We start from the raw sequence: 18,524 nt of genomic DNA on the forward strand, positions 1-18,524 counted from the left end.
CCGATGGTGACCTTCGCGCAGGCGCAGGAGCGCGCCGAAGAGTGGATCAACGGGGATGTGCCGTCGTACCAGCACCGTGAGGTGCGGGTGCGGGAGTTCGAGCTCGGGTTCGTGGTGTGGGCCGAGGACCGGGCGGACGGGCCGCGTTCGGACGGGGGCAGGCAGCGGCTGGTGATCGCCCGGGACAGCGGCGAGGCGACGCTGTGGCCCTCGCTTCCGGTGGGTGAGGTCATCCGCCGGTACGAGGAGGAGTACGGCCGCCCGGACGAGGCTCCGGAGCCGGCACCGGCGGCTTCGGCGCGGGTGGATCTGAACCAGACGTCGTTCCTGCTGAGCCCGCCGGAGTGGTTGCAGGAGGCGGCGGACAAGCTGGGGATCCCGGACCGGCGGAGCGGTGCCGATGCGCCGGCGGCCGCCTCCTCGGGTGACGGTGCGGCCGCGGGCGGGGCGTTGCCCGAGACGCAGGCCGGGGTTCCGGCCGGGTCGGGTGCGGCTCCCGGCGGTGGTGCGGGGTGGCCGGAGGCCGGAGCGCAAGGGGCGCCCGCCGGGGCGACCCCCTGGTCCGGGACCGACACCAACGCGGACGCCGGCGAGGACCGTTCCGTACCGCTGCCCGCGACCGTGTTCGCGCCGCCGCTGAGCGTGTCCGACGACGACACCCCGCCGGACGCCAAGACGGCACTGATGTCGGGCGGCAGCCAGCTTCCGCGCACGACGGTGGCACCGGCGCTCGACGAGCCGGGAACACCCGCGGGTACGCCCCCGCCGGGCGCACCGGGCGGCGCCCCTGTACCTCCGCCCGGGCCGGGCACCACGCCTTCGCCGGGCGCTCCGGCGCCGGGTGCGACGCCTCCGCCTTCTACGTATGGCTATCCGCAGGGTGCTGCCGCCGGGCCGGGTGGTACGCCTCCGCCGGGCGCTCCCGTGCCCGGTGCGACGCCTCCTCCGCCGCCCTCTACGTACGGCTATCCGCAGGGCGCTCCCGCCGGGCCGGGTACGCCTCCCCCCAGCGCTCCCGTGCCGGGCGCCACGCCTCCGCCTCCGCCCTCGACCTACGGCTACCCGCAGGCGCCCGGCGGGGCGCCGGGTGCGCCTCAGCCGCCGGCGGCGCCGTCACTCGCGCCGAACGCCGGGGACATCGCCGACGCCGCGACGAGCAAGGCGGCGCCTCCGCCGCGGCGGGCTTCGACCACGCCGCCTCCGCCGAGTGCCCCCGGGGCTCCCGGTGCGCGGCCGGGGAGCACGCCTCCGCCTCCGCCCGGGCCCGGCGCGGGCGGGTACGTTCCGACGCAGATGGTGTCGGCGCTCGGTCCCGACGGGCCCGAGGGTGCTGCCGGGCCGGGGGCGCCGCAGCCTCCGGGTGGTGCCCCGCATCCGCCCGGCGCTCCGAACCCGCCGGGCGCCCCCAACTCGCCCGGTGCGCCTCCGGGCGGTGTCCACCACGCCGCCACGATGCTTGCCGACCCGAGTCGGATGGGTCCGGGCGCACCGCAGCCTCCGGGCGCCCCGAACCAGCCGGGCATGCCTGGCGCACCCCAGCCTCCCGGCGCCCCCGGTGCGCAGGGCGGTTCGACGGGTGGGCGGGGTGCCGTTCACCACGCGGAGACCGTGCTGGCCGCGCCCCCGGTGGGCGCTCCCGGCGCGCCCCCGCCGCCGCAGGCCCCTGGTATCCCCGGCGCTCCCGGTATGGCGCCGGGCGCCCCGCAGCCGCCGATGCCGCCCGGCGCGATGCCGCCGCCCGGGCAGCCCGTGCCCGGTCAGCAGCCGCCGGCGTACGGATATCCGCAGCAGGGGCAGCCGACGGTGGGCCCCGGCTACCAGGCCGTTCTGCGCTACCGCGCGCAGGACGGTTCCGAGCAGCAGTTGATCCGGCGGTCCGCGCCGGGCACGCCGCACCCGGAGTGGCAGATCTTCCACGAGCTGCGCGGTATGAACGTGCCGCCGGACCAGGTGCTGGAGCTGCACACGGAGCTGGAGTCGTGCGAGCTGCCGGGCGCGTACTGCGCGCGGATGATCCGGGAGCAGTGGCCGCAGGCGCGGATCACCAGCATCGCGCCGTACGGCACGGATCACGCGAGCCGGCAGCAGGGCATGCAGCAACTGCTGGTGCACCAGGGCGAGTTGCACCAGGTGGCGGACGGCCCCGCGCGTCCGGCGCCGGTGCGCGCGCCGCTGCCGCCGGTGCAGGCGGCGCCGCCGATTCCGCCGGAGGGGATCGCCCAGGAGACGGCGGGTGCGTTCGGGCCGGGCGTGTTCCGGTTCGAGCAGGCGGCCGTGTCCCGGCAGGGCGTGCCGCCGGTGGTGGCGCACTCGCTGGTGACGGCGGGGCTGCCGATGGACATGGGTCCGTTCTTCTGGGCGCAGGCCCAGCCGGGGCGGCCGGTTCCGACGCTCGCCGAACTGGCGCAGGAGCGCGGGGTGCAGCCGGCCCCTGACGCGGGCTCGTACCTCGTCATGGGCAGCGACTTCGGCCGCGCGATCTGTGTGCAGTACGGCACGGCGAACATCGTGGCCGTACCGGTGGAGGCGGGTCCCGGCGGTGCGCCCGTGCCGCCGCAGTTCGTGAACACGGGGCTGCCCGAGTTCCAGCGGTGCCTGTCGCTGCTCGGGCGGATGTGGCGGCTGCGGTTCGGCCTGAACCAGGAGCAGGCGGGCCGTTGGACCGTCGACTTCCAGGCCCAGCTGGCCTCCCTCGACCCGGCGGCGCTCGGCTCGCCGGAGAGCTGGTGGTCGGTGCTGCTGGAGCAGATGTGGGACGGACTGCTGTGAGGCGCCACCGCTGACACACCCGATCCCGAGGGATCACGAGGGGCCGGGCCGGTCGTTTGACCGGCCCGGCCCTTTCGTGTGCGTCCCGGCCGAGACCCCCCGCCCGGAGTGTCGCGTTATGAACACTTACGTCCGATATATCAAGATGTGCGCGAAATCGTCGTCTCGCGCCCGTTCGGCAGAGAGTTCGGCGCAGGGTTCGGCGGAGAGGGGTTCCAGGATGAGCAGCGCATCGGTCTCGCCCCACGGCTTCTGGGTCGTACGGGGGCGCGGTTACTGTCCCGATCAGGTCGACGCCTTCGCCGACGCCCTCTCCCTGGACCGGGACGCCGCCTGGGAGCGGGCGGCCCGTCTCACCGTGCTCGCCAGGGACATGGAGGAGGACGCCGCGCTGCTGGAGGAGACGGTGGCGCAGCTGGCCCCGCAGACCTACGAGACGCTCGGGGAGGGCGCGCGGCACCTCTTCCAGGCCGTACAGGAGGAGGCCGCGGCCGTGCGGCAGCGCGGTCGGCAGGAGGCGCAGGCCGTCGTGGACGCGGCGCAGCAGTGCGCGACCGGCGTGACCGATGCCGCGCAGGCGCACGCCGACGCCGTACTCGCCGAGGCCGACGAACGAGCCCGCCAGCGGCTCAACGCGGCGCACGCCGAGGCCGACGGGTTCCGGATCGGCACACGGCGTGCGGTGAAGGCGGCCCGGGGTGAGGCGCTGGCCGCGCTCCGGGAGGTGCGTCAGCGCACCGCCGCGATGCTCGCCGAGCAGGCCAAGGAGTTCGCCGAGCGGTGGGCCGAGATGAAGGAGATCGAGGCCGAGCGCCTGGCCGCGCGCGATGTGCGGGGAACCGAGCGACTGGCTCGGGCGAAGGCGGAACTGGCCGAGGCGAAGCGGGTGTTCGACGAGGCGGAGCAGTTCGCCGAGCGCTCCCAGGAAGAGGCGGGCGCGCGTGCCGCCGAGATCCTCGCGGGAGCGCGGCTGCGCGAGGAGCAGATCGCCCGGGACACGGAGCAGGTGCTGCGGGAGCACCAGGAGCGGTCCGGCGACGTGCAGGCGCAGATGGACAACGTACGCAACAGTCTTACGGCGTTGACGGGGTCGGCGTCGGGGGAGTGACGGGTGGGGCGGGGCGGCGCGCGGTCGACACCGCGCGCTGCCCCGTCCCACGGGCATGGGCCGGCCGGACGTGTCCGCCCCGGCCGCACCTCACCCGTTCCTGCGCACCGCCCCCGCCAGAATCCACCCCTCCACCGCTTCGTACTGCCGCCGCTGTTCCTCCGACGCCCGGCGGCCGGAGAGCACCGTGCCCAGCCAGCCGAGGGCGAAGCCCAGGGGGATGGTCACCAGGCCGGTCGTCGTGAACGGGAACCAGTTGAAGTCGGCGTCGGGGAAGGCGGAGGCGGGGGAGCCGGAGACCAGGTTGGTGCCCGGCATCAGGAGCAGGACCGCGACGGTGCCGCCGATGAGGGTGCACAGCAGGCCCGTACGGGTGTAGCGGCGCCAGAAGAGGCTGTAGACCAGGGCGGGGCCGATGGCGGAGGCGCCGAGGCAGAACGAGAGCGTCACCAGGGGTTGCAGGCTGCGGTGTTGGACCAGGGTGGCCAGCAGGATCGCCGGGACGCCCACCGCGAGGGCCGAGATCCGGGCCACCGTCATCTCGCGGCGCGGTGACATCTCCTGCACGCGCGTGGCGAAGACGTCATGCGCGAGGGAGTTGGCGCAGGCGAGGATCATGCCGGCGACCGAGGCGAGCACGGTCAGGAAGATCGCCGTGGTGACCGTGGTGAACAGGAACGTTTCCGCCGCGGACACGTCCGGGCCGAACGCCGCCTGTGAGCCCAGCAGGTACGCCGTGTTGCCCTGCGGGTCCGCCTGCGCGATCACCGCGCGTCCGATCAGCGCCGTGGCGCCGAACCCGACCACCGTCATGATGAGCACGAACAGCACCACCGACGACACCGCCCACGACATCGAGCGCCGCACCTGACGGGCGCTGCGCGCGGTGTACATGCGCATGGTGACGTGCGGCAGGCAGGCGCCGCCGAGGACGACCGTGAGCTCCGAAGTGATCATGTCCAGGCGGGGGTTGGCACCGCCGGCGAACTGCAGCCCCGAGTGCAGGAAGGACGAACCGACCCCGCTCTGTGCGGCGGCCGCGTTGAACAGGGCGCCCGGATCCCAACCGAAGCGGTGCAGGATCAATAGGGCGACCACGGCGCCCGAGCCGAGGAGCATCACGATCTTCAGGATCTGGATGAGGGCGGTGCCCTTCATGCCGCCGATCGCCGCGTAGCTGATCATCAGCGCGCCGAGCCCGATGATGCAGCCGGTCTTCAGCGAGTCGCCGGAGAAGCCCAGGATGAACGCCAGCAGCTGCCCGGTGCCCGCCAGTTGCACCAGCATCAGCGGCATCAGCGCGGCGATGGTGACCACGCACGCGGTGATGCGCACGGTGCGGCCCGGCATGCGTCGCGCGAGCGCGTCGCCCATGGTGAACCGGCCCGCGTTGCGCAGGGGTTCGGCCAGCAGGAACATCAGCAGCATCAGCGACAGGGCGGTGCTCAGGGCCAGCGCGATCCCGTCGTATCCGCACAGGGCGATCACGCCGCCGGTGCCCAGCACGCTCGCCGCGGAGATGTAGTCGCCGGCGATCGCGAGGCCGTTGCGCATGGGGGAGAGGGAGTTGTAGCCGGTGTAGAACTCGTCGAGGTCGTCGCCGTCCGGGCCCGTCATCACGCACAGCAGCAGGGTGATCGCGGCGACGGTGGAGAAGGCGACCAGGGACATGGCCTGGGCGTTGCCGCTGAAACCGTTCGTCATCGTGCCGCCTCCCGCTTGGCGTCCAGTTCGGACTGCTTGCGGATGCGGTCCGCGATCGGGTCGACGTAGCGGCGGGCCGTGTGCTCGTACAGCGCGATCGCCAGCCAGGTGACGGGGATCTGGACGAGGGCGAGCAGCAGGCCGGTCGGCAGCCCGTCGGTGACGGTGCTCGTCATGAACGAGGGCGCGAACGCCGAGAGGATCAGGAACAGCGTGAAGTAGCCGAGTGCGGCGAGGGTGGCGGTGCGCCGCTGCCAGCGGTACGCGCTGCGCAGGATCCGCAGGTCGCTGTGGTGACCGAGCGCGGGCTCGGAGGGCCGGCGCCGTCTCGTGGGTTCGGGTGGCGCGGCGGGCGGTTGTGGTTGCCACGGGAACGTGGCGTCGTACGGCGGGGACGAGTTCTGCGGTGGACGGCGGTACGGGTACGACGGGGACTGGTCGTAGGACATCCCGGTACTCCTTGCGTGGCTCGGGTCCTGTGCGGGGGACCGCAGGGAGGTGGGGGGCGTGCGGAGCCACGCACGCTACTCGCCGGTATGGCGAAAACGCGAGCTTTTCACCAAACTGATTGGTCGGTATGCGCTTACTACGCTGACCTCGGGTGTTACCCGGATTAACTCAGATTTTTGGCGGGGGAGTTCAGTCCTTGAGCACCGGGAAACGGCGCGGTGCGAGGAACAGCAGGACCAGGAAAGCCAGCACCGCGGCGCAGAACGCGCCGAGGTACACCGCGTGCACCGCGTCCGCGACCGCCCGTCGCGTCGCCTCCGGCACGGCACCCGAATCCAGGCCCCGCGTCACCGAGTCCAGGTCGCCGGTGCCGCCCAGGCGGGAGGCCAGCACCCCGTTGGCGACAGCGCCGAAGACCGAGGCGCCGATCGTCTGGCCGGTCTGGCGGCAGAACAGTACGGACGCCGTCGTCGTGCCGCGCTCCGCCCATCCCACCGTCGACTGCACGCCCACGATCAGCGGGAGTTGGAACAGACCCAGCGCCCCGCCCAGGAACAGCATCAGCAGCGCCGGCTGCCACGCCTGGCCCGGGTAGGGCAGGAACGGGAACGCGAGCAGGATCAGCGCCGCCGTCCCGATGCCGAGCATCGCCGTGTTGCGGAAGCCGATCCTGCGGTACACGTGCTGGCTCAGGGCCGCCGACACCGGCCAGCTCAGCGTCCACACGGACAGCACGAAGCCGGCCGCCACCGGGGCCAGGCCCAGCACCGACTGCGCGTACGTCGGCAGGAACACGCTCGGCGCCACCATCAGCAACCCCAGCGCACCCAGGGCGAGATTGACCGCGGCGATCGTACGGCGGCGCCACACCCACCCGGGGATGATCGGCTCGGCCGCCCGGCGTTCGACCAGGACCACGACCCCCACCAGTGCAAGTCCCGCAGCGAACAAGGCCGTTGACGGCGCCGACAGCCACGGCCACGCCACTCCGCCCTGCACCAGCGCCGTCAGCAGGACACCCCCGCACGCGAACACCGCGAGCGCGCCCGCCCAGTCGATGCGGGGACGCTCGGTCAACTTCCTTTGCGGCTCGTGCAAATGACGGACGATCAGCCACAACGCCACCGCTCCGATGGGGAGGTTGACGAGGAAGATCCAGCGCCAGTCGGCGTAGGCGGCGAGGACGCCTCCGACGCCGGGGCCCGCGACCGCCGACACCGCCCACACCGTGGACAGCTTGGCCTGGATCTTGGGGCGGTCCTTGAGCGGGTACAGGTCGGCCGCGAGCGTCTGCACCGTGCCCTGCAGGGCTCCGCCGCCAAGGCCCTGGACGATGCGGAACGCGATCAGGGCGCCCATGTTCCAGGCGACGGCGCACAGCAGCGAACCCAGCAGGAACAGCACCGCGCCCGCGATCAGCACCGGCTTGCGGCCGAAGGTGTCCGACAGCTTGCCGTACACCGGGAGCGTCACCGTCACGGCGAGCAGATAGCCGGAGAAGAGCCAGGAGAAGACGGAGAAGCCGCCCAGGTCGCCGACGATCTGCGGGACCGCCGTCGAGACGATGGTGGAGTCGAGGGCGGCGAGCGCCATGGCGAGCATCAGCGCGGCGACGACGGCGCCCCTGCGGCCGGTGGAGGCCGGTGGGCGATCCGCCGCCTCGGCGCGTATCTCGGTGTCCCCCTGATCCACGCTGTCCCCCTGGTCCACAGGATTCCTTCCCCTTGCATCTATCTGCCGTCGGACAGCTTCCCACTTGACCCTCACGTCGCGGCAGGGTGGAAGGTGAGTGGGCCGGAGGGTGGAACGAACCCCGAGAACGTCTCCACCCGACGGTGGACTGCCCCTAGGGGTTCCTCCGTACTACGGCCCGGGGAGGGTTCGTACCGCCGGAGGACGAGACGGGGCACGGGGCGTCCTTAACCTGGCTTTATGCCGCTGGGGAGCGGCCGGGGGGCGGTTGACCGAACCGTCGGGGGTGGGGTTTTCCCCCGTAGAAGAGGGTGCTGAGCACCAGCGCGCGAAGCACCTCCCCGGCAGCAGACTCAACGTCGTACCGCATCGCACCGCAGCTCCGAACGGACCAGGCGCAGCACTCGTGCGTCTCACGTATGACCGACATAGGAGAATTACCATGACTTCGGCCGTGACCATTCCCAGGCACGGGGGCACTGGAGGGCGTACGGCCGTTGCCGCCCGGGCGCGGCAGGTCGTCAAGGCGTACGGGGCCGGTGAGACCCGCGTCGTCGCCCTCGATCATGTCGACGTGGACATCGCCCGCGGACAGTTCACCGCGATCATGGGGCCCTCGGGCTCCGGCAAGTCCACCCTGATGCACTGCCTCGCCGGGCTCGACACCGTGACGAGCGGTCAGATCCATCTCGACGAGACCGAGATCACCGGGCTCAAGGACAAGAAGCTCACGCAGCTTCGGCGGGACCGGATCGGCTTCATCTTCCAGGCGTACAACCTGCTGCCGACGCTCAACGCGCTCGAGAACATCACGCTGCCCATGGACATCGCGGGCCGGAAGCCGGACCGGGCGTGGCTGGGGCGGGTCGTCGACACCGTCGGCCTCTCCGACCGGCTGAAGCACCGGCCGACCCAGCTCTCCGGCGGTCAGCAGCAGCGCGTGGCCGTGGCCCGTGCGCTGGCCGCCCGGCCCGAGATCATCTTCGGTGACGAGCCGACCGGAAACCTCGACTCCCGTGCGGGCGCAGAGGTGTTGGGCTTCCTGCGCAGGTCCGTCGACGAGCTGGGCCAGACCATGGTGATGGTCACGCACGACCCGGTGGCCGCCTCGTACGCGGACCGTGTGCTGTACCTCGCCGACGGCCGGATCGTCGACGAGATGTACAAGCCGACCGCGGAGGCCGTCCTCGACCGCATGAAGGACTTCGACGCCCGGGGGCGTACGTCATGACCGTCCTGAAGACATCGATGCGCAACTTCTTCGCGCACAAGGGGCGGATGGCCCTCTCGGCCATAGCCGTGCTGCTTTCGGTGGCCTTCGTCTGCGGGACGCTGGTCTTCACCGACACCATGAACACCACCTTCGACAAGCTGTTCCAGGCGACGTCGTCCGACGTGACGGTGAGCGGCAAGGGCGCCTCGGACAGCGGTGAGACGACCTCCGACAACGGCCGGCCGCCGGTCATGCCGGCCTCCGTGGTCGGCAAGGTGCGCGCGGCACAGGGGGTGAAGTCGGCGCAGGGGACCGTCTTCTCCACCTCGGTGACCGTCGTCGACTCCAAGAAGGACAACCTGTCGCCGTCCAGCGGCGCCCCGACCATCGTCGGCAGCTGGAACGCCAACGACGCCCGCACCATGAAGATCACCTCCGGTGCGGCGCCCAAGGGCCCGGACCAGGTGATGGTCGACGCCGACACCGTCGACAAGCACCACCTGAAGCTCGGTGACGAACTCGGCGTGATCAGCGCGGTCGGCACGCACACCGCGAAGATCTCCGGCATCGCCGACTTCCAGGTCACCAACCCCGGTGCGGCGATCTTCTACCTCGACACGAAGACGGCGCAGGAGACGCTCGTCGGCAGGACCGGCGTCTTCACCAACGTCAACGTCACGGCCGCCTCCGGTGTGACCGACCCGCAGCTGAAGAAGAACGTGCTGTCGGCGCTCGGCACCGACTACAAGGTGCAGACGGCCAAGGAGACCGCCGACGCCAACCAGAAGGACGTCGAGGGCTTCATGAACGTCATGAAGTACGCGATGCTCGGCTTCGCCGGGATCGCCTTCCTCGTCGGCATCTTCCTGATCATCAACACCTTCTCGATGCTGGTCGCCCAGCGCACCCGCGAGATCGGCCTGATGCGGGCCATCGGCTCCAGTCGCAAGCAGGTCAACCGCTCGGTGCTGGTCGAGGCGCTGCTGCTCGGCGTGTTCGGCTCGGTCCTCGGTGTCGGCGCGGGTGTCGGCCTCGCGGTCGGGCTGATGAAGCTCATGGGCCAGATGGGCATGCACCTGTCGACCAGTGACCTGACGGTCGCCTGGACGACCCCGGTGGTCGGCGTCCTGCTCGGCGTCGTCGTCACCGTCCTCGCCGCCTACCTGCCCGCCCGCCGGGCCGGCAAGGTCTCCCCGATGGCCGCGCTGCGCGACGCCGGTGCTCCGGCCGACGCACGGGCCGGACGGATACGGGCCCTGGTGGGCACGGTGCTGACCGGCGCCGGCGGCTACAGCCTCTACCTGGCCGCGAACGTGGACAAGGCGAGCGACGGTTCGCTCTGGCTCGGCCTGGGCGTCGTGCTCTCCCTCATCGGCTTCGTCGTCATCGGCCCGATCCTCGCCTCAGCCGTGGTGCGCGTCCTGGGCGCCGTACTGCTGCGGGCCTTCGGGCCGGTCGGGCGGATGGCCGAACGCAACGCGCTGCGCAACCCGCGCCGCACCGGTGCCACGGGCGCCGCCCTGATGATCGGGCTCGCCCTGGTCGCCTGCCTGTCGGTGGTCGGCTCCTCCATGGTCGCCTCGGCGACCGACCAGCTCGACAAGACCGTCGGCACGGACTTCATCATCCAGTCCGACGGCGGCCAGATGATCACCCCGCAGGCCGTGAAGGCCGTGAAGTCGACGCCGGGGCTGTCCCGGGTCACCGAGTACAAGACGACGAGCGCCGACTACACCACGCCCGACGGCAAGACGCTCAAGGACACCGACATCACGGCGGCCGACCCGACGTACGCGACCGACCTGCGTGTCAAGACCGTCGCGGGGAAACTCAAGGACGCCTATCTGCCCGACTCGATGTCCGTGCACGAGAAGTTCGCCAAGGCCCACGGCGTCCACCTGGGCTCGAAGATCAGGATCGCGTTCAAGGACGGCGCCACGGCGAGCCTGACGGTCCGGGCCATCACCAGTAACGACGGACTGATCGACGCGGGCTCGAAGTACATCTCCATCGCCACGCTCGCGAAGTACGTGCCGGCCGACAAGATGCCGCTCGACCAGCTGGTCTTCGCGACGGCCAAGGACGGGCAGACGGACACCGCGTACAAGTCGCTGAAGTCCTCGCTGCACGACTACCCGCAGTACAAGGTGCGCGACCAGACCGACTACAAGCAGGCGCTGAAGGACCAGATCGGCCAGCTGCTGAACATGATCTACGGCCTGCTGGGCCTGGCGATCATCGTCGCGATCCTGGGTGTCGTGAACACCCTGGCCCTCTCGGTGGTCGAGCGGACGAGGGAGATCGGCCTGACGCGGGCGATCGGTATGTCGCGGCGGCAGCTGCGCCGGATGATCCGCATGGAGTCGGTGGTGATCGCCCTCTTCGGCGCCCTGCTGGGCCTGGGGCTCGGGATGGGCTGGGGCGCGACCGCCCAGAAGCTGCTCGCCCTGGAGGGCCTGAAGGTCCTGGAGATCCCCTGGCCGACCCTGATCGCGGTCTTCCTCGGCTCGGCCTTCGTGGGCCTGGTCGCGGCCCTGATCCCCGCGTTCCGGGCGGGCCGGATGAACGTCCTCAACGCGATCGCCACCGAGTAGCGATCGCTTCACAGCCACCGCAGACGGGGGTTGCGGGGGAAGGCCCGGTGCCGACGAGTCTTGGGGGACTCGCCGGCACCGGGCTGTATCCGTGGTTTCTCCGGGCTGCGCTCCGGCGCTGTTCTCGGGGCTGCTCTCCGCCTGTTCTCCGGGCTGAGGGTGCCCTTGGGCTGTTCGCCGGGCCGAGGGGCACTGTGCGACGCCGGTCGGCATCCTTCAGCCCGTCCGGCGTTTTGAGGACGAGGCCGTTCAGGCCGAAGTGCCCGTCCCCAAGAGGGCAGCCCCCAGGGACGGCCATGTGCACGCCGGGCACCTGAGAACCGGCGTTGTCCACAGGCACCGGCACCCGCGCGGGCGCCGACGTACGCTGGAGACCCCCCGGCCGGTCACCGCGTCGGGCCCTTCGTGTTGCCCGCCCCCGGACGAAAGCCGCCCCCGAATGAGCCTGCACGGTCTGCTCGACGCCGTCGTCAAGGACACCGCCCTCGTGGAAGCCGTCAAGGCGGCCGCGGACGGCAACCGCATGCATGTCGACCTGGTCGGCCCGCCCGCCGCCCGCCCCTTCGCCGTGGCCGCACTGGCCCGCGAGACCGGCCGCCCGGTGCTGGCGGTGACGGCGACGGGCCGCGAGGCGGAGGACCTGGCGGCCGCCCTGCGCTCGCTGCTGCCACCGGACGGGGTCGTGGAGTACCCGTCGTGGGAGACCCTCCCGCACGAGCGGCTGAGCCCGCGCAGCGACACCGTGGGACGCCGCCTGGCCGTCCTGCGCCGCCTGGCCCACCCCCGCCCCGACGACCCCGAGACCGGCCCGGTCTCCGTGGTCGTAGCGCCTGTTCGGTCCGTGCTGCAGCCGCAGGTCAAGGGCCTCGGGGAGCTGGAACCGGTCGCCCTGCGGACCGGCCAGACCGCCGACCTGAACGAGATCGTGGAGGCCCTCGCGGCCGCCGCGTACGCGCGCGTGGAGCTCGTCGAGAAGCGCGGCGAGTTCGCCGTACGCGGCGGCATCCTCGACGTGTTCCCGCCCACCGAGGAACACCCCCTGCGTGTGGAGTTCTGGGGCGACGACGTCGAGGAGATCCGCTACTTCAAGGTCGCCGACCAGCGGTCCCTGGAGGTGGCCGATCACGGCCTGTGGGCGCCGCCCTGTCGTGAACTCCTGCTGACGGACGACGTACGGGCGCGGGCGCGTGCCCTCGCCGAGCAGCACCCCGAACTCGGCGAGCTGCTCGGCAAGATCGCCGAGGGCATCGCCGTCGAGGGCATGGAGTCCCTCGCGCCCGTCCTGGTCGACGACATGGAGTTGCTGCTCGACGTCCTGCCCAAGGGCGCGATGGCCGTCGTATGCGATCCGGAGCGGGTACGCACGCGTGCCGCCGATCTGGTCGCCACCAGTCAGGAGTTCCTGCAGGCGTCCTGGGCGGCGACCGCGGGCGGCGGCGAGGCCCCGATCGACGTGGGTGCCGCCTCGCTCCGGTCCATCGCGGACGTCCGCGACCGGGCACGCGAGCTGGACATGATGTGGTGGTCGGTGTCCCCGTTCGCGGCAGACCTCGAACTGGACGCCGACACGCTCAAGCTCGGCATGCACGCCCCCGAGACCTACCGCGGCGACACCGCGAAGGCCCTCGCCGACACCAAGGGCTGGCTCGCCGACGGCTGGCGCACGGTGTACGTCACCGAGGGCCACGGCCCGGCTGCCCGTACGGTCGAGGTGCTGGGCGGCGAGGGCATCGCGGCCCGCCTGGACGTGGAGCTCGGGGAGATCTCCCCCTCCGTCGTGCACGTGGCGTGCGGCTCGATCGACCACGGCTTCGTGGACCCGGCGCTGCGGCTCGCCCTGCTCACGGAGACCGACCTGACCGGCCAGAAGGCGGCCGGCAAGGACGGCGCCCGGATGCCGGCCCGCCGCCGCAAGACCATCGACCCGCTCACCCTGGAGGCGGGCGACTACATCGTCCACGAGCAGCACGGCGTCGGCCGCTACATCGAGATGGTGCAGCGCACGGTGCAGGGCGCGACCCGCGAGTACCTGGTCGTCGAGTACGCCCCCGCCAAGCGCGGCCAGCCCGGCGACCGTCTGTACATCCCCACCGACCAGCTGGAGCAGATCACCAAGTACGTCGGCGGTGAGGCCCCGACCCTGCACCGCCTGGGCGGCGCCGACTGGACGAAGACGAAGGCACGCGCGAAGAAGGCCGTCAAGGAGATCGCGGCCGACCTGATCAAGCTGTACAGCGCGCGCATGGCGGCCCCCGGCCACACCTTCGGCCCGGACACCCCCTGGCAGCGCGAGCTGGAGGACGCCTTCCCGTACGTGGAGACCCCCGACCAGCTGACCACCATCGCCGAGGTCAAGGACGACATGGAGAAGTCGGTCCCCATGGACCGCCTGATCTGCGGCGACGTCGGCTACGGCAAGACGGAGATCGCGGTCCGCGCCGCCTTCAAGGCGGTCCAGGACGGGAAGCAGGTGGCGGTCCTCGTCCCGACGACCCTCCTGGTCCAGCAGCACTTCGGGACGTTCTCCGAGCGCTACTCGCAATTCCCGGTCAACGTACGGGCGTTGTCGCGCTTCCAGACGGACACCGAGTCGAAGGCGACCCTTGAGGGCTTGCGGGAAGGCTCGGTGGACATCGTCATCGGCACGCACCGCCTGTTCTCCTCGGAGACCAAGTTCAAGGACCTGGGCCTGGTCATCGTCGACGAGGAGCAGCGGTTCGGCGTCGAGCACAAGGAGCAGCTGAAGAAGCTGCGCGCGAACGTGGACGTCCTGACGATGTCCGCGACCCCGATCCCGAGGACCCTGGAGATGGCGGTCACCGGCATTCGCGAGATGTCGACGATCACCACGCCCCCCGAGGAGCGGCACCCGGTGCTCACCTTCGTCGGGCCGTACGAGGAGAAGCAGATCGGCGCGGCGATCCGTCGTGAACTGCTGCGCGAGGGCCAGGTCTTCTACATCCACAACCGGGTGGAGTCCATCGACCGGGCCGCCTCCCGGCTGCGCGAGATCGTCCCGGAAGCACGTATCGCGACCGCCCACGGCCAGATGTCGGAGTCGACGCTGGAGCAGGTCGTCGTCGACTTCTGGGAGAAGAAGTACGACGTCCTCGTCTCGACCACGATCGTCGAGTCCGGCATCGACATCTCGAATGCCAACACGCTGATCGTGGAGCGCGGCGACAACTTCGGCCTCTCCCAACTGCACCAGCTGCGCGGCCGGGTCGGCCGTGGCCGCGAGCGCGGCTACGCGTACTTCCTCTACCCGCCGGAGAAGCCGCTCACGGAGACGGCCCACGAGCGCCTCGCCACCATCGCCCAGCACACGGAGATGGGCGCGGGCATGTACGTGGCGATGAAGGACCTGGAGATCCGCGGCGCCGGAAACCTGCTCGGCGGCGAGCAGTCGGGCCATATCGCGGGCGTCGGCTTCGACCTGTACGTACGGATGGTCGGCGAGGCGGTCGCGGATTACCGGGCCCAGCTGGAGGGCGGCGTCGAGGAGGAGCCGCCGCTCGAGGTCAAGATCGAGCTCCCGGTCGACGCGCACGTTCCGCACGACTACGCACCGGGCGAGCGCCTCCGCCTGCAGGCCTACCGCGCCATCGCCTCCGCCAACACGGAGGAGGACATCAGGTCCGTACGCGAGGAACTCGTCGACCGCTACGGCAAGTTGCCCGCACCGGTGGAGAACCTGCTGCTGGTGGCGGGCCTGCGCATGCTCGCGCGCGCGTGCGGCGTCGGCGAGATCGTCCTGCAGGGCAACAACATCCGCTTCGCACCGGTGGAGTTGAGGGAGTCCCAGGAACTCAGGCTCAAGCGCCTGTACCCGGGCACGGTCATCAAGCCGGCGGTGCACCAGGTGCTGGTACCCCGCCCGAAGACCTCGAAGGTGGGCGGGAAGCCGTTCGTCGGACGGGACTTGCTCGGGTGGGTCGGTGAGTTCCTGACGTCGATTCTGGGGTCGTAGACCCACAAATCGCGGGGACCGGGAGATCGCGGTACTCGCGAACATCCGGGGATCCCGGCAATGCGAAGCCGTCCGCGGGAGGTGCTTGTCCGCGGACGGCTCTGCTCTGTCGGTCTGTGTTCCTACTACGGCCGGTCGGGCTACGGCTGGTCGGGCCTGTCGCGGTCCATGCCGAGTTGCCCCTCGATCCGCTGCTGGGCGTCGTCGACCTGGTTCTCGTACTTGTTGCCCGTCTTCTCGTTGGCCTTCCGTTCCGCCGCGTCGGACATGTCCTTGGCCTTGTCCTGCATCTGGCGGTTGCTCTTGAACCTGTCGAAGATGCCCATCCAGAGCTCCTTCCCGAGGTGACTCAGCATCGACGATACGACCGATGGGCGCGTAATGCCCACTTTGGTCTGATTGTGGTCTGGACCTCCTGAGTGCCACCGTGCGCCCGGTCGCTACGGTGTGCGGAAGTCGTACTAGGGAAGACGCCCTGTGCGGGGCCGACCGGGGTGGCAAGGGAGGGGCGCAGCGTGAGGCGTCTGAGGGGCGGGACGGCGGCTGCCGTCGTGTTGGTGTTCGCGGTGGCCGGGTGCAAGGCGGAGACGAAGACCGGGGCCGGCGGGCCCGAGGAGACCGGGGGAGGGGGCGCCGCCCTCACCGCCGCCGAGTCGCTGACCGTGAAGGGGCGGGCGCCCAAGACGGGTTACTCCCGGGACCGCTTCGGCACCGCCTGGGCGGACACCGACTCCAACAGCTGCGACACCCGGGACGACATCCTCAAACGGGACCTGAAGGACGTGAGGTTCACCGGCGGGACCTGCAAAGTGTCGTACGGCGTACTGGAGTCGGACCCGTACTCGGGCAAGAAGGTGACCTACCGGCGCGGCCGCAGCCTGGTCGACATCGACCACATGGTCGCCCTCTCCGACGCCTGGCAGAAGGGCGCCAAGTACTGGGACGCCAGCAAGCGCATAGCCCTGGCCAACGACCCGCTCAACCTCCTGGCCGTCGACGCGAGCACCAACCGTTCCAAGGGCGACGGCGACACGGCGACGTGGGTGCCGCCCAGCAAGTCCTTCCGGTGCACGTATGTCGCCGCCCAGGTCGCCGTGAAGAAGAAGTACGGGCTGTGGGTGACCGCTGCGGAGAAGGCCGCGATGGAGAAGGTGCTCAAGGCGTGCCCGGGGCAGAAGCTTCCCTCCGGCGGCAACCCGACCAAGGCACCGTCCCGGTTCCACGCGGACTGAGCGCGGGTTGAGGGCAGGCTGAGGGAGAGCGGACGCGGTGGTAGCGGTTCCCGGCGGTCGCTCTCCCGCCTACGGTGACCGCATGGAGCTGAAGGTGTCGAGCCTCGCCGAGCGCCCCGAAATGGTGCAGCCTGTCGTCGGTATGGCCAACAGCTGGCCGGAGTTCGTGACCCAGGACCTCGTGGGCGACGCCCACTACGGACGGATCGCCACCGACCTTCCCGGCTACGTCCTGTTCGCCGAGGACGAGCGGGGCGAGGTCGTTGCCCACGCCTACAGCGTGCCCTTCGCCCTCGCCGCCGAGGACCGCGGCGAACTGCCCGCCCGCGGCTGGGACCAGGTGCTCGTCTGGGCCTTCGAGGACCTGCGCCGCGGGGTCCGCCCCGACACCGTCAGCGCCATCGCGATCGTCGTCGCCCCGCAGGTGCAGGGCCGCGGCCTGTCCGCCCGGATGCTCTCCGCGATGCGCGACAACGCCCGCGCGCACGGCTTCACCGAGGTCGTCGCCCCGGTCCGCCCGAGCGCCAAACACCTCGAACCGCACACCCCGATCGAGGAGTACGCCCACCGGGTGCGCGCCGACGGGCTGCCCCACGACCCGTGGCTGCGCGTGCACGCCCGGGCGGGGGCGACCGTCGAGCGGGTGGCACCGGCCTCCATGACCGTCTCCGGTTCGCTGGAGCAGTGGCGCGGCTGGACGGGGCTGCCCTTCGACACCCGGGGCGACGTCGAGGTGCCCGGGGCACTGGTGCCGGTGCGGTGCGAACCGGAGCGGGGCTACGCGGTGTATGTCGAGCCCAACGTGTGGATGCGGCACCGCCTGTGAGCCGTCCGGGGGCCTTTCGTACGGCCCCGGGTGCGCCCGCGGTTCAGCTGCCCAGCGCGTCCAGGTCCACGATCCTGCCGGTCGGCTTCTGCGCCGGGACCGGCTCGTCGTAGTCACTGAAGGTGAGGGAACCGGGGTCCTCGGCCGTGCTGTCCAGGCGCAGGAGATACGGCTTGCCCGTGGCCGCGACGTACATCGTGTAGCGCTCCTTGCCGTCCTTGACCTTGAGGACGACCGCCTTCTTGCCGTCGATCGTGGCCGTACCGGCGCGGGTCGCGGTGGGGTCGGCGGTGCTGTCGGAGGAGCCGCCCGAACCGTCCGAACCGTCCGAGTCTCCCGAGCCGACGTCCTCGGCGCCGCCGAGCACCGTGTCCAGGTCGCAGAAGCTCGCGATGTCCTTGGCGTCCGAGCCCTTGGCGGACATCTTGGTCCACTTCCCGGCCAGCATGTCGACGGCCGCGTCGACGTCCGCCTTGGACTCGCCCTTGCTCTGCTCGCGCAGGAACGCCTCGTCGTACTTCATGTAGACCGTGTCGCCGGTCTTGATCAGGTCGGCCTTGCCCTGGGTGCCCATGCCCATGGTCCCGGCGCACTCGTTCTTCTTGTCCAGCGCCATGTCGAGCTTGATCGTGCCGTCGCTCTCGTCGTCCTGGATGGCGCCCTTCAGTCGGAGCGAGGAGGCGCCGGTGGTGGCGGTCATGGCCCGGTCGCCGATTTCGTCGGCGGTGAGGCCGGCGAAGGGTTCCTTGGGCTTGGCGGACTCGGTGGACTTGGACGTTGTGCCCTCCGCCCTGCCCTGACCGGACTGGCAGGCGGTGAGCCCCGCGGTGGCCGCGGCGGCGAGGCAGAGGGCGGCAAGTGCGGTGCGACGCATGGGGATTCCTCGGTGATGAAGGTGAAGGTGAAGGTGAAGGTGGTGACGGTGTAGGCGGTGGCGCCTGACGGTCGTGGCGGTTGAAGGCGGTG

Annotated in this window: 12 protein-coding genes; 7 read left to right on the plus strand and 5 right to left on the minus strand. The window is 71.1% G+C overall.

Annotation, left to right across the window (positions count from 1 at the left end; genetic code table 11):
* Positions 1 to 3: 3 nt before the first annotated feature.
* Together OG303_RS29095 and OG303_RS29100 are read left to right on the plus strand one after the other, a co-directional pair.
* A complete protein-coding gene (locus OG303_RS29095) occupies positions 4 to 2,769 on the plus strand; it encodes an SUKH-4 family immunity protein (protein WP_405872018.1) in 2,766 nt (921 codons plus the stop codon).
* Between the two features lie 220 nt (positions 2,770 to 2,989).
* Complete coding sequence (locus OG303_RS29100) at positions 2,990 to 3,877, plus strand: cellulose-binding protein (RefSeq protein ID WP_405872020.1); 888 nt, start codon at positions 2,990 to 2,992, stop codon at positions 3,875 to 3,877.
* A 90-nt stretch (positions 3,878 to 3,967) separates the two neighbouring features.
* On the opposite strand, the gene OG303_RS29105 is transcribed toward OG303_RS29100, so the two are convergent.
* From OG303_RS29105 to OG303_RS29115, 3 genes are all read right to left on the minus strand, one after another.
* Positions 3,968 to 5,581 (minus strand): cation acetate symporter, encoded by a 1,614-nt coding sequence (locus OG303_RS29105; RefSeq protein WP_405872022.1) that lies wholly within the window; start codon positions 5,579 to 5,581, stop codon positions 3,968 to 3,970.
* Positions 5,578 to 6,030, minus strand: coding sequence for a DUF485 domain-containing protein (locus OG303_RS29110; RefSeq protein ID WP_405872024.1), 453 nt, complete (start codon positions 6,028 to 6,030; stop codon positions 5,578 to 5,580). The genes OG303_RS29105 and OG303_RS29110 overlap by 4 nt, the downstream gene beginning before the upstream one ends.
* A gap of 190 nt (positions 6,031 to 6,220) precedes the next feature.
* Positions 6,221 to 7,723 (minus strand): MFS transporter, encoded by a 1,503-nt coding sequence (locus tag OG303_RS29115; RefSeq protein ID WP_405872025.1) that lies wholly within the window; start codon positions 7,721 to 7,723, stop codon positions 6,221 to 6,223.
* Between the two features lie 442 nt (positions 7,724 to 8,165).
* Between OG303_RS29115 and OG303_RS29120 the strand changes: the two genes are divergently transcribed.
* From OG303_RS29120 to mfd, 3 genes are all read left to right on the plus strand, one after another.
* Positions 8,166 to 8,954, plus strand: a complete 789-nt coding sequence (locus OG303_RS29120; RefSeq protein WP_405872026.1) for an ABC transporter ATP-binding protein — start codon at positions 8,166 to 8,168, stop codon at positions 8,952 to 8,954.
* Complete coding sequence (locus tag OG303_RS29125; RefSeq protein ID WP_405872028.1) at positions 8,951 to 11,530, plus strand: ABC transporter permease; 2,580 nt, start codon at positions 8,951 to 8,953, stop codon at positions 11,528 to 11,530. Before OG303_RS29120 ends, OG303_RS29125 begins: the two co-directional genes overlap by 4 nt.
* A 439-nt stretch (positions 11,531 to 11,969) precedes the next feature.
* Positions 11,970 to 15,500, plus strand: coding sequence for a transcription-repair coupling factor (mfd, locus tag OG303_RS29130; protein WP_405872029.1), 3,531 nt, complete (start codon positions 11,970 to 11,972; stop codon positions 15,498 to 15,500).
* Between the two features lie 140 nt (positions 15,501 to 15,640).
* Here the strand turns inward: mfd and OG303_RS29135 are convergent, their stop codons facing one another.
* Positions 15,641 to 15,826: an antitoxin gene (locus tag OG303_RS29135; RefSeq protein WP_405872030.1), complete on the minus strand. Its 186-nt coding sequence runs from the start codon at positions 15,824 to 15,826 to the stop codon at positions 15,641 to 15,643.
* Positions 15,827 to 16,015: 189 nt separating this feature from the next.
* On the opposite strand from OG303_RS29135, the gene OG303_RS29140 reads away from it, so the two are divergent.
* Entirely contained in the window at positions 16,016 to 16,732 is a 717-nt protein-coding gene (locus OG303_RS29140; protein WP_405872031.1) for an HNH endonuclease family protein, read from the plus strand.
* An 82-nt stretch (positions 16,733 to 16,814) separates the two neighbouring features.
* Positions 16,815 to 17,558 carry a GNAT family N-acetyltransferase gene (locus OG303_RS29145; protein ID WP_405872032.1) on the plus strand — a complete coding sequence of 248 codons (744 nt, stop codon included), beginning with the start codon at positions 16,815 to 16,817 and terminating at the stop codon, positions 17,556 to 17,558.
* 43 nt (positions 17,559 to 17,601) lie between these two features.
* Here the strand turns inward: OG303_RS29145 and OG303_RS29150 are convergent, their stop codons facing one another.
* Complete coding sequence (locus tag OG303_RS29150) at positions 17,602 to 18,432, minus strand: hypothetical protein (RefSeq protein WP_405872033.1); 831 nt, start codon at positions 18,430 to 18,432, stop codon at positions 17,602 to 17,604.
* Positions 18,433 to 18,524: the final 92 nt, after the last annotated feature.

Origin of the sequence: Streptomyces sp. NBC_00005 (assembly GCF_045160215.1) — a bacterium.
GTDB lineage: Bacteria > Actinomycetota > Actinomycetes > Streptomycetales > Streptomycetaceae > Streptomyces.

Excerpts from the sequence above, each read along its gene's own strand:
- OG303_RS29105 (WP_405872022.1), bottom strand. The coding sequence starts at position 5,581 with ATGACGAACGGTTTCAGCGGCAACGCCCAGGCCATGTCCCTGGTCGCC.
- mfd (WP_405872029.1), top strand. The coding sequence starts at position 11,970 with ATGAGCCTGCACGGTCTGCTCGACGCCGTCGTCAAGGACACCGCCCTC.
- OG303_RS29110 (WP_405872024.1), bottom strand. The coding sequence starts at position 6,030 with ATGTCCTACGACCAGTCCCCGTCGTACCCGTACCGCCGTCCACCGCAG.
- OG303_RS29135 (WP_405872030.1), bottom strand. The coding sequence starts at position 15,826 with ATGGGCATCTTCGACAGGTTCAAGAGCAACCGCCAGATGCAGGACAAG.
- OG303_RS29100 (WP_405872020.1), top strand. The coding sequence starts at position 2,990 with ATGAGCAGCGCATCGGTCTCGCCCCACGGCTTCTGGGTCGTACGGGGG.
- OG303_RS29120 (WP_405872026.1), top strand. The coding sequence starts at position 8,166 with ATGACTTCGGCCGTGACCATTCCCAGGCACGGGGGCACTGGAGGGCGT.
- OG303_RS29145 (WP_405872032.1), top strand. The coding sequence starts at position 16,815 with ATGGAGCTGAAGGTGTCGAGCCTCGCCGAGCGCCCCGAAATGGTGCAG.
- OG303_RS29125 (WP_405872028.1), top strand. The coding sequence starts at position 8,951 with ATGACCGTCCTGAAGACATCGATGCGCAACTTCTTCGCGCACAAGGGG.
- OG303_RS29150 (WP_405872033.1), bottom strand. The coding sequence starts at position 18,432 with ATGCGTCGCACCGCACTTGCCGCCCTCTGCCTCGCCGCCGCGGCCACC.
- OG303_RS29095 (WP_405872018.1), top strand. The coding sequence starts at position 4 with ATGGTGACCTTCGCGCAGGCGCAGGAGCGCGCCGAAGAGTGGATCAAC.